Here is a 12,692-nt window from a genome sequence, read left to right on the forward strand (position 1 = left end):
CAGCCCCTACTCCCAATCTCGGCAGCTTTAGAACGCCACTCTCGCCCATTGCGGATACTCAATCAATCTCTCCGGTGCCCGACTTGTCATCATTGCTGTTGTTGAGCAGCAAGTCGATCTCGAGAGCCGCAATGTCGGCCTCACCGCCGGCTTTTTGCTCTTCGCTCGCCGGCACATCCCTGGCAATGGTCGAAGAATCCTCACCTTCATGAGCCGGGAGGATCAAATCACCGTCATCGCTCAGCACATCCGCCGCGGAGATCGCAAAGCTGGCATCCTCGGCCACGCTCACACTGCCATCGGTCCAGGTGACATCGGACTGCCCGTGGATCGTGACGTCGCCATTGGCAGTGGATCCTGAGGTGCTTTCTTCGGAGTAAGTCAGAGCAATACTATCGACGCCTAACTCATCCAAGGACCGGAGTTCGCCCTCATCAGTCACGCCGTCCGAGTCGGCGTCCTGCCATACTGCAAATTGTTCCCAGCTCTCATCACCGGGGTCAAGCTGACTGTTTTGATTGGTATCAAAAACTTCTGCGACAGCCTCCATATCTGTCTCGGCATTCTCGGACCACTCAGTGAAAACATACTCCTCAGTCTGATCTACTGTGCCGGATTCATTGGCGTCAATCACCAACAAACCATCATCCGGTGCAACCCACGCAGTGTTCACAGACTCTCCAGTGACCTCATCGGTAAACACAACCCCGGCCTCGCGCGACAGATATTCCAAACCATCATTATCGAGATCGAGGGTTATAGGTGCATTGGATTGACGAATGGTGACCGTCGCCGGATCGCTTACGTTGCCCTGCTCATCGGTTACATCGTAAGTGAACTCTGCATCCGCCAGCGAGATGGGCGAGTAGGCGACACTTTTGATCAGGTAGTCACTGCTGTCAGCGTTCTTGCCAGTACCCTGTGTTACACCATCAACGTAGGGGGTCGCAGTAAATCGCAGTGCGTAAAACGGTTGCCCTATGTCCGAAAGCGTGAAACTCCCCCCGCTCCCGCCAATGTTGAAGTCGACGGGAACGCCATCAAGCGTTGCGTTAGCTCGCCCGTAGAACGTCCAGACGCCCAGTACATTACCGTCGGCATCCAGTGCTTCGACACGACCAGCCTCGCCTTCATTCGGGAAAAGTCGTTCAATTTGGACTGTCGCTTCGGTAGCCGGGCCACCCAGATTCAAAACCATTGTTTCTGATGAGCCGTTGCGATAACCGAGCTGTGTCGGCGCCTGCGGCTGCGTATTCCCCGCACTGTCCACCCCCAGACCGTCACGGGACTGGGTGATGGTCGCGTTACGACCGTTAAAGCCGCTGACCGTGACACCCGTAGCGTCGGTTGTGAGATCTTGTACGACCTGTTCTGCGGGTTTTGCCCAGTAAAACGAGGATGCGCTGCTGAACGTATCGCCAACTTGGGCCTGCTCATAAGAACCGTCACCCTCTGCATCGAGGTACAGAATGCCGTCGGTTGGTGGGGAGCGCAGCGTAAACACCAAATTCTCCAGGGGCGTTTCATCGTCAACGCCACCGAGGGTCGGAATTCCCTCCAGCCCCACCCCATCCGCAATGCCGTCAACGCTTAAGAACACCTCTAACTGTGGATTGGAAAGAGTGCCGTTCGGGCCAGGCCCGTTCGCAATCTCAGCAAGCGCCGTCAGCGGATCAGCCGTTGGTGGTGTGTCGGGCTCTGCCACCTCCGTTACGGTGATCGCGACGTTCGCCGGCGTCCCGTCTTGGGCTCCATTATCATCAACCGACGCATAACTAAAGCTGTCATCGCCAAAGTAGTCCGCATTCGGCGTGTAGGTCAGATTGCCCGCCTCCGCCGCAGGAACCGTCTGCCCCATCGACACCGCAACACCACTCAGCAGCAGCGTACCGTTAGCCGGCAAGCTCGTTATGACAAACCCCGACACGCTCCCGTCGCTATCACTGCCCGTTAACGTCGGTACTGCGTTGTCGTTCGTATCTTCGGCCACCGTTAGCGTCTTGGCGTCAGACTCTGGCGGATCATTCTCGGGCGTCACCGTCAGGTTCACCGTCGCAGTATCCGTGCCACCCTCACCGTCGCTGATGATATAGGTGAAGCTATCGCTCCCGTTGTAATCGGGATTCGGTGTGTACTTCAGCGTACCGTCACCATTGTCGGTGACCGTACCGTTCGTGGGCTGCGTGAAGCTGCTGATCGTGAGCGTATCGCCGTCCACATCGCTGTCTGCGCCATTTCCGTTATCGGCCAGCACGTCGATATCAATCGCGATGTCTTCAACCGTCGTAACACTGTCGTCCACGGCATCAGGACCGGGGTTCGTGACAGTCCAATCAAAGCTCTCGCTGACCGGTGGGTTCACGCCATCGGTTGCTGTCACGATGACGTTGTACACACCGCCGTCCACCTGGGAAGCGCTGTTATCAAGCGTGCCGCTGATAATCCCGCTGCTGGGATCGATACTGAGACCAGCAGGTAGACCCGTTGCTGAGTAAGTCAGTGTGCTGTCGACATCTGCAAAGGCCGCAGACGCGTCTACAGGAGCGATAACATCCGCATCATCATTCGCCTGAGGAGAGAGCGGATTGATCACCACGGGCGGATCATTAACCGCCGTCACGGTCAGATTAACCGTGGCGGTATCCGTGCCGCCCTCGCCATCACTGATGGTGTACTCGAAGCTCGCAGGACCGTTGTAGTCCGCATCTGGGGTGAAGGTGACAGAGCCATCGCCGTTCAGCACGACGGTGCCATTGCTGGGCGAACCGACACTCGTGATGGTCAGATCATCGCCGTCAGGATCGTTGTCGTTGCCCAAGAGATCCGCAGGGTCAAAAGTGACCGAGGTGTCTTCGTTCGTTGAGCCGGAGTCATCTGTAGCCGTGGGACCTGGGTTCGTCACCGTCCAATCAAAGCTTTCGCTGACTGGCGGATTAACACCGTCGGTTGCCGTGACCGTGACGTTATACACACCACCACCCACTTGCGAAGCGCTGTTGTCAATCGTGCCGCTGATAACGCCCGTCGAGGCATTGATGGTCAGTCCAGTCGGTAGACCCGTTGCTGAGTAAGTCAGCGTGCTGTCGACGTCGCTGAAGTTGCCGCTGAGATCAAGAGAGACTACGTCGGCATCGGCATTGTTCTGTGGGTTCAGATCGATTGAAATCGGCGGATCATTGGCCGCATCAACCGTGAGATTGACGGTGGCCGTTGCCGTGCCGCCCTCACCATCACTGATGGTGTAAGTAAAGCTATCAGGGCCGTTATAGTTTTCATTCGGCGTGTAGCTCACTACCCCATTGGCCAGGCTCACAGTGCCATTTGACGCCGTACCCACCGAAGTTACGGTCAAGTCATCGCCGTCCGAATCACTGTCGTTGGCAAGCACATCAATAACCGTCGCTCCCGTGTCCTCGCCCAGGGTCTCGCTGTCGTCATTGGCCACGGGGCCGGGATTGGTTACGGTCCAGGCAAAGCTCTCGCTGATTGGCGCATTCACACCATCCGTTGCGGTGACCGTGACGTTGTAGACGCCACCACCCACCTGGGAGGCGCTGTTATCAATCGTGCCGCTGATGATACCCGTGTTGGGATCGATACTGAGACCATTGGGAAGACCGGTCGCGCTGTATTCGAGCGTGCTGTCGACATCTGCAAAGGCCGCCGACGCGTCTAAAGGAGCGATGACATCTGCGTCGTCATTTGCTTGCGGTGCAAGCGGGTTAATGGAAACGGGGGGATCATTCACCGCATCAACCGTCAGGTTGACCGTCGCCGTATCTGTACCACCTTCGCCATCAGAGACCGTGTACTCGAAGCTTGCAGAACCGTTGTAATCCGCATCAGGGGTGAAGGTGACGGTGCCATCGCCGTTGAGAACGACAGTGCCATTGCTGGGCGAACCGACGCTGGTGATCGTCAGATCATCACCATCGGGATCGCTGTCGTTAGCCAGCAGCTCAGCCGGGGTGAAGGTGACGGCGACATCCTCATCCGTGGAGCCGGTGTCATCTGCGGCAGTAAGACCAGGGTTGGCGACCGTCCAATCAAAGCTCTCGCTAGCGGGCGGGTTAACGCCGTCAGTCGCAGTGACTGTGACGTTGTATACGCCACCGCCCACTTGAGACGCGCTGTTGTCGATAGTGCCGCTGATAACGCCCGTGCTGGGATCAATGGTCAGCCCAGTCGGCAGCCCAGTTGCTGAGTAAGTCAGCGTGCTGTCGACGTCTTCAAAAGCTGTAGAAGTATCTAATGGTGTAATGACGTCCGCATCATCGTTCGCCTGCGGTGCCAATGGAACGATAACCACCGGCGGATCGTTGACCGGGTTCACGGTCAAGTTGACGGTAGCTGCATCCGTTCCGCCTTCGCCGTCTGAGACCGTATATTCAAAGCTGGCCGGGCCGTTGTAATCGGCATCGGGGGTGAAGGTCACTGTACCGTCGCCATTAAGAACGACAGTGCCATTGCTGGGCGAACCGACACTCGTGATGGTCAGATCATCCGCATCAGGGTCGATATCGTTGCCCAACAAATCTGCTGCAGCAAACGTCACCGCCGTGTCTTCGTCGGTCGTCCCCGCATCGTCCGAAGCCGTGGGACCAGGATTCGTCACCGTCCAATCGAAACTCTCAATGACCGGTGGGTTCACGCCATCGGTTGCCGTGACCGTAACGTTGTACACACCACCGTCCAACTGCGAAGCACTGTTATCAATCGTGCCGCTGATGATGCCCGTGTTGGGATCGATGATCAGACCATCGGGCAGCCCGGTTGCTGAGTAAGTCAGCGTACTGTCGACGTCCGCAAAGGCCGCCGATGCATCTACCGGGGTGATCACGTCCGCATCATCATTGGTCTGAGGAGCAAGCGGATTGATCACCACGGGCGGATCGTTGACCGCATTCACAGTCAGACTCACCGTTGCCGTGTCAGTACCGCCCTCACCATCACTGATGGTGTACTCGAAGCTCGCGGGGCCGTTGTAATCGGCATCGGGGGTGAAGGTCACTGTACCGTCGCCATTAAGAACGACAGTGCCATTGCTGGGCGAACCGACACTCGTGATGGTCAGATCATCCGCATCGGGATCGTTGTCGTTGCCCAACAAATCTGCTGCAGCAAACGTCACCGCCGCATCTTCGTCGGTGGTACCCGTATCGTCTGCGGCCGTGGGACCAGGGTTTGTCACCGTCCAGTCGAAGCTCTCGCTGACCGGTGGGTTCACGCCATCGGTTGCTGTGACCGTAACGCTGTATACACCACCACCCACTTGCGAAGCGCTGTTGTCAATCGTGCCGCTGATAATCCCGGTAGCAGAGTCGATGGTCAGACCTGTGGGAAGACCCGTTGCGCTATATTCAAGGCTACTGTCGACATCGCTAAAGTTGCCGCTGAGATCGAGAGAGACTACGTCGGCATCGGCATTATTCTGTGGGTTCAGATCCACTGAAACCGGCGGATCATTAGCCGCATCAACCGTGAGATTGACGGTGGCCGTTGCCGTGCCGCCCTCACCATCACTGATGGTGTACGTGAAGCTGTCGGGGCCGTTGTAATCAGCATTTGGCGTGTAGCTCACTACCCCATTGACCAGGCTCACAGTGCCATTTGACGCCGTACCCACCGAAGTTACGGTCAAATCATCGCCGTCCGGATCACTGTCATTGGCAAGCACATCAATAACTGTCGCTCCAGAGTCTTCGCCCAGCGTCTCGCTGTCGTCGTTGGCCACGGGGCCGGGATTGGTTACGGTCCAGTCAAAGCTCTCGCTGACCGGGGTGTTCACGCCATCCGTTGCGGTGACTGTGACGTTGTATACGCCACCGCCCACTTGAGACGCGCTGTTGTCGACAGTGCCGCTGATAACGCCCGTGCTGGGATCAATGGTCAGCCCAGTCGGCAGCCCAGTTGCTGAGTAAGTCAGCGTGCTGTCGACGTCTTCAAAAGCTGTAGAAGTATCTAATGGTGTAATGACGTCCGCATCATCGTTCGCCTGCGGTGCCAATGGAACGATAACCACCGGCGGATCGTTGACTGGGTTTACGGTCAAGTTGACGGTAGCTGTATCCGTTCCGCCTTCGCCGTCTGAGACCGTATATTCAAAGCTGGCCGGGCCGTTGTAATCAGCATCAGGGGTGAAGGTCACTGTGCCGTCGCCGTTGAGTACGACAGTGCCATTGCTGGGCGAACCGACGCTGGTGATCGTCAGATCATCACCATCGGGATCGCTGTCGTTGCCCAGCAGATCACCCGACGTAAACGTGACCGCAGTGTCTTCGTCGGTGGTACCCGCATCGTCCGCGGCCGTGGGACCAGGATTCGTCACCGTCCAATCGAAACTCTCACTGACCGGTGGGTTCACGCCATCGGTTGCCGTGACCGTGACGTTGTAGACGCCCCCAGCCACTTGCGAAGCACTGTTATCAATCGTGCCGCTGATGATGCCCGTCGAGGCATTGATGGTCAGTCCAGTCGGTAGACCCGTTGCTGAGTAAGTCAGCGTACTGTCGACGTCCGCAAAGGCCGCTGACGCATCTACCGGGGTGATCACGTCCGCATCATCATTGGTCTGAGGAGCAAGCGGATTGATCACCACGGGCGGATCGTTGACCGCATTCACAGTCAGACTCACCGTTGCCGTGTCAGTGCCGCCCTCACCATCACTGATGGTGTACTCGAAGCTCGCGGGGCCGTTGTAATCGGCATCGGGGGTGAAGGTCACTGTACCGTCGCCATTAAGAACGACAGTGCCATTGCTGGGCGAACCGACACTCGTGATGGTCAGATCATCCGCATCAGGGTCGATATCGTTGCCCAGCAGCTCAGCCGGGGTGAAGGTGACGGCGACATCCTCATCCGTGGAGCCGGTGTCATCTGCGGCAGTAGGACCAGGGTTGGTGACCGTCCAATCAAAGCTCTCGCTAACGGGCGGATTAACGCCGTCCGTTGCGGTGACCGTGACGTTATACACACCGCCGCCCAGTTGCGAGGCGCTGTTGTCAATCGTGCCGCTGATAACGCCCGTCGAGGCATTGATGGTCAGTCCAGTCGGTAGACCCGTTGCTGAGTAAGTCAGCGTGCTGTCGATGTCCGCAAAAGCCGCGGATGCGTCGACCGGAGCGATAACATCCGCATCATCATTCGATTGGTTACCCAGCGGATTGATCACCACGGGCGGATCGTCCACTGCATTCACAGTCAAGCTAACCGTGGCGGTATCGGTGCCGCTCTCGCCATCACTAATTGTGTACTCGAAGCTGGCAGGACCGTTGTAGTCCGCGTCCGGTGTAAAAGTGACAGAACCATCGCCATTAAGAACCACGGTGCCGTTGCTGGGCGAACCGACACTCGTGATAGTCAAATCATCCGCATCAGGGTCGGTATCGTTGCCCAGCAGATCAGCCGGGGTGAAGGTGACGGCGACATCCTCATCCGTGGAGCCGGTGTCATCTGCGGCAGTAGGACCAGGGTTGGTGACCGTCCAATCAAAGCTCTCGCTAACGGGCGGATTAACGCCGTCCGTTGCGGTGACCGTGACGTTATACACACCACCCCCCACTTGCGAAGCACTGTTATCAATCGTGCCGCTGATGATGCCCGTGTTGGGATCGATAGTTAGACCATCGGGAAGGCCCGTCGCGCTGTACTCGAGGGTGCTGTCCACATCTTCAAACGCTGAGGAGGCATCGATGGCTGTAATGACTTCTGCGTCGTCATTCGATTGATTACCCAGAGGGTTGATCACTACCGGCGGGTCATTAACGGCATTTACAGTCAGATTAACAGTGGCTGTATCCGTGCCGCCCTCACCGTCGCTAATTGTGTACTCGAAACTCGCAGAACCGTTGTAATCCGCATCGGGAGTGAAGGTCACGGTTCCGTCGCCGTTGAGAACGACAGTGCCATTAATGGGCGAACCAACGCTTGTGATAGTCAGATCATCGGCATCAGGATCGCTGTCGTTAGCTAGAAGATTCGCCGCTGTAAACATGACCGCCGTGTCTTCGTCAGTGGTCCCTGCATCGTCCGCGGCTGTGGGACCAGGATTCGTCACGGTCCAGTCGAAGCTTTCGCTCACGGACGGGTTGACGCCGTCGGTCGCAGTGACCGTAACGTTGTACACGCCGCCACCCACCTGCGAAGCACTGTTATCAATCGTGCCGCTGATAATGCCAGTAGCTGAGTCGATGGTCAGACCTGCGGGAAGACCAGTCGCGCTGTATTCGAGGATGCTGTCGACGTCACTGAAGTTGCCGCTGAGATCAAGAGAGACTACGTCAGCATCGGCATTATTCTGTGGGTTCAGATCCACTGAAACCGGCGGATCATTAGCCGCATCAACCGTGAGATTGACGGTGGCCGTTGCCGTGCCGCCCTCACCATCACTGATGGTGTAAGTAAAGCTATCAGGGCCATTGTAGTTTTCATTCGGCGTGTAGCTCACTACCCCATTGACCAGACTCACGGTGCCATTTGACGCCGTACCCACCGAAGTTACGGTCAAATCATCGCCGTCCGGATCACTGTCATTGGCAAGCACATCAATAACTGTCGCTCCCGAGTCCTCGCCCAGGGTCTCGCTGTCGTCATTGGCCTCTGGACCAGGGTTCGTCACCTTCCAGTCAAAGCTTTCGCTCACGGACGGGTTGACGCCGTCGGTCGCCGTGACCGTGACGTTGTAGACGCCCCCAGCCACTTGCGAAGCACTGTTATCAATCGTGCCGCTGATAGCGCCCGTAGAGGCATTGATGGTCAGTCCAGTCGGTAGACCCGTTGCTGAGTAAGTCAGCGTACTGTCGACGTCCGCAAAGGCCGCCGATGCTTCTACCGGGGTGATCACGTCTGCATCATCATTGGTCTGAGGAGCAAGCGGATTGATCACCACGGGCGGATCATTAACGGCATTTACAGTCAAGCTAACCGTGGCGGTGTCCGTGCCACCCTCGCCATCACTAATTGTGTACTCGAAGCTGGCAGGACCGTTGTAGTCCGCATCAGGGGTGAAGGTGACGGTGCCATCGCCGTTGAGAACCACGGTGCCATTAGTGGGCGAACCGACACTCGTGATGGTCAGATCATCCGCATCGGGATCGTTGTCATTGCCCAGTAAACCTGCAGCGGCAAACGTCACCGCCGTGTCTTCGTCGGTCGTCCCCGCATCGTCCGAAGCCGTGGGACCTGGGTTCGTCACGGTCCAATCAAAGCTCTCGCTGACTGGCGGATTAACACCGTCGGTTGCTGTGACCGTAACGTTATACACACCACCGTCCACTTGCGAGGCGCTGTTATCAATCGTGCCGCTGATGATGCCGGTGCTGGGATCGATACTTAGACCATCGGGCAGCCCAGTTGCTGAGTAAGTCAGCGTGCTGTCGACGTCTTCAAAAGCTGTAGAAGCATCTAATGGTGTAATGACGTCCGCATCATCATTGGTCTGAGGAGCAAGCGGGTTGATCACCACTGGCGGATCATTGACCGCATTTACGGTCAAATTGACCGTAGCCGTGTCCACGCCGCCCTCACCATCACTGATGGTGTACTCGAAGCTCGCAGCACCGTTGTAATCCGCATCAGGGGTGAAGGTCACTGTGCCGTCGCCGTTGAGCACGACAGTGCCATTAGTGGGCGAGCCGACACTCGCAATGGTCAGATCATCGCCGTCAGGATCGTTGTCGTTGCCCAGTAAATCTGCTGCAGCAAACGTCACCGCCGTGTCTTCGTCGGTCGTCCCCGCATCGTCCGAGGCCGTGGGACCTGGGTTCGTCACGGTCCAATCAAAGCTCTCGCTGACTGGCGGATTAACACCGTCGGTTGCTGTGACCGTAACGTTATACACACCACCGTCCACTTGCGAGGCGCTGTTATCAATCGTGCCGCTGATGATGCCGGTGCTGGGATCGATACTTAGACCATCGGGCAGCCCAGTTGCTGAGTAAGTCAGCGTGCTGTCGACGTCTTCAAAAGCTGTAGAAGCATCTAATGGTGTAATGACGTCCGCATCATCATTCGATTGATTACCCAGTGGGTTGATCACCACTGGCGGATCATTGACCGCATTTACGGTCAAATTGACCGTAGCCGTGTCCACGCCGCCCTCACCATCACTGATGGTGTACTCGAAGCTCGCAGCACCGTTGTAATCCGCATCGGGAGTAAAGGTCGCCGTGCCGTCGCCGTTGAGAACGACAGTCCCATTGCTGGGCGAGCCGACACTCGCAATGGTCAGATCATCGCCGTCAGGATCGTTGTCGTTGCCCAGTAAATCTGCTGCAGCAAACGTCACCGCCGTGTCTTCGTCGGTCGTCCCCGCATCGTCCGAGGCCGTGGGACCAGGATTCGTCACGGTCCAATCAAAGCTCTCGCTGACTGGCGGATTAACGCCATCCGTCGCAGTGACCGTCACGTTGTATACACCACCACCCACTTGCGAAGCGCTGTTGTCAATCGTGCCGCTGATAACCCCCGTCGAAGGATTTATCGACAAGCCCGCGGGCAGGCCCGTAGCGCTATACGTGAGCGTGCTGTCTACGTCGTTGAAATTACCGCTCACATCGAGGCTGACCGAATCCGCGTCCTCGCTCGACTGCGCGGCAAGGTCTATAGACACCGGCGGATCATTCGCCGCATCGACATTCAGGTTCACCGTCGCCGTATCAGTGCCGCCTTCGCTATCCGTGATTGTGTAGGTAAAGCTGTCGGGGCCGTTGTAATTGGCATCCGGCGTATACCTCAGGGTGCCGTCGCCGTTGTCCGTGACCGTGCCGTTATCAGGCTGGGTAAAACTTAGAATGGACAGCGTATCCCCATCCACATCCGTGTCATTGGCCAACACAGAAATATCGACCTCCGTGTCCTCGGCGGCACCCTGCGTGTCGTCTACCGCATCCGGACCCGGGTTTGTGACCGTCCACTCAAAGCTCTCGGAAACCGGGGAATTCACACCATCCGTCGCGCTAACGACGACGCTATAAACACCGCCTCCTGTTTGCGAAGCGCTGTTATCAATGGTGCCGCTGATAACCCCCGTGGAGGGATCAATGCTCAGACCGGCAGGTAAACCCGTGGCGCTGTAAGTCAACGCGCTGTCAACGTCACTGAAATTGCCGCTCACATCCAGACTCACGCTATCGGCGTCGAGATTGGCCTGGGCACCCAGGTCCGCTGACACGGGCGCATCGTCCACGGGCGTGACGGTGAGGTTTACCGTCGCGGTATCCGTTCCGCCCTGGCCGTCGCTAATCGTATAGGTGAAGCTGTCGGGGCCGTTATAGTCCGCATTCGGCGTGTACGTTACGGTGCCATCTGCATTGAGCACGGCGGTGCCGTTAGCAGGCTGGGTGATGGCAGTCACGGTCAGGGGATCGCCATCCGGGTCCGCGTCGTTGGTCAACACGGTGATGGTCAGGGGCGTATCTTCTTCGACTGTAGCGGTATCGTTGATGGCATCCGGCCCCACATTGGGTGCCGGTGGTGGCGGAGGCGCTACCGTCTCCTCACCCACAGAAATAAGCACCGTAGCCGTGTCAGTGTTCCCGTTGGCGTCCGTGATGGTGTACGTGAAGGAATCGGAACCGCTGAAGTCGTCGTTGGGTGAATAGATAAAACTGCCGTCAGCCTCGACGCTTACCGTGCCGTTGTCCGGATCGGTGTTGCCGGTGACGGTGAGCGAATCCCCTTCGGGATCACTATCGTTGCCCAGCACACTCCCCACGAGCGCAGACTCAAAGCCGACTTCAAACACATCGTCCACAGCATCGGGGGCCAGATTGGGCGCGGGAGGCGGCGCAACCTCGGGAGTCACCGTGATAAACACCGTGGCTGTGTCAGTCCCACCATCGGGGTCGGTAATGGTGTAGGTAAAAGAGTCGCTTCCACTAAAGCCATCATTGGGGGTGTAGCTGAAAACGCCGTCGTCATCGACGGTTACCGTGCCGTTAGCGGGCTCGCCGTTATCGGCGACACGCAGCACTGCGCCCTCAGGATCCGTATCATTAGACAAGACGTTGGCAACCAGGACTCCACCGAAAGGTGTTTCAAAAGTGTCGTCTGCGGCATCAGGGGCTGCATTGGCGGCCGGCGGCTGCACCACCGGCGGCGTAGGTCCATCGGGGTCATCATCTAGCAACAGTTGCAGGTCGTTATCGGCCTCGGCCTCGACCACCCGCAGGGTCTCGGGGTTTAGCGCAGCTCGAAAACCCTCAAACTCAGGCAGATCAAAACCTATGCGACCGAGACGGACAAAGGAGCTACCCTCGTCACCGCGGCCGCCCCCCGCTGCGGGCGCCTCCAGGTTATCCAGAATATCGCCGTCACCTTCGAGGGCGGCTACGACCGCCGCAATGGTGGAGTCCTCTAGCGCGGCTTCTGAGGCGGTCGTAGCAGTATCGTTGAGCAGTTCGGAACTCAGCAACATTTCGGTGTCGGCGACCAGAGCAATCGAGGGCATATCCGGCATCAACAGCTCAACCACGGCGTCAGCCGAGGGCACGAGCACCTCGCCCTGAAACACGGCGTCGCCGCTTTTGAGTTCACGCAGGGATCCATCATTAGAGCGGGCGAACACCTTGCCTTCGCGGATATCTACGGTGCCGATTGCTTGTGCCATAACCTTGACTACCACTACTTTGAAATACAGACCGCTAACATAGGGTTACTGCGGGCAAAGGGGTATGTACTAAAGGGCAGAGTTG

Annotated in this window: 1 protein-coding gene; it reads right to left on the reverse strand. The window is 57.6% G+C overall.

Features of this window, described 5'->3' with window-relative positions; all coding sequences use genetic code 11:
* Positions 1-58: 58 nt before the first annotated feature.
* Positions 59-12,607 (reverse strand): retention module-containing protein, encoded by a 12,549-nt coding sequence (locus KT71_RS15395; RefSeq protein ID WP_023660157.1) that lies wholly within the window; start codon positions 12,605-12,607, stop codon positions 59-61.
* Between the last annotated feature and the right edge of the window lie 85 nt (positions 12,608-12,692).

The sequence above is a fragment of the Congregibacter litoralis KT71 genome (assembly GCF_000153125.2).
GTDB classification, from domain to species: Bacteria; Pseudomonadota; Gammaproteobacteria; order Pseudomonadales; family Halieaceae; genus Congregibacter; species Congregibacter litoralis.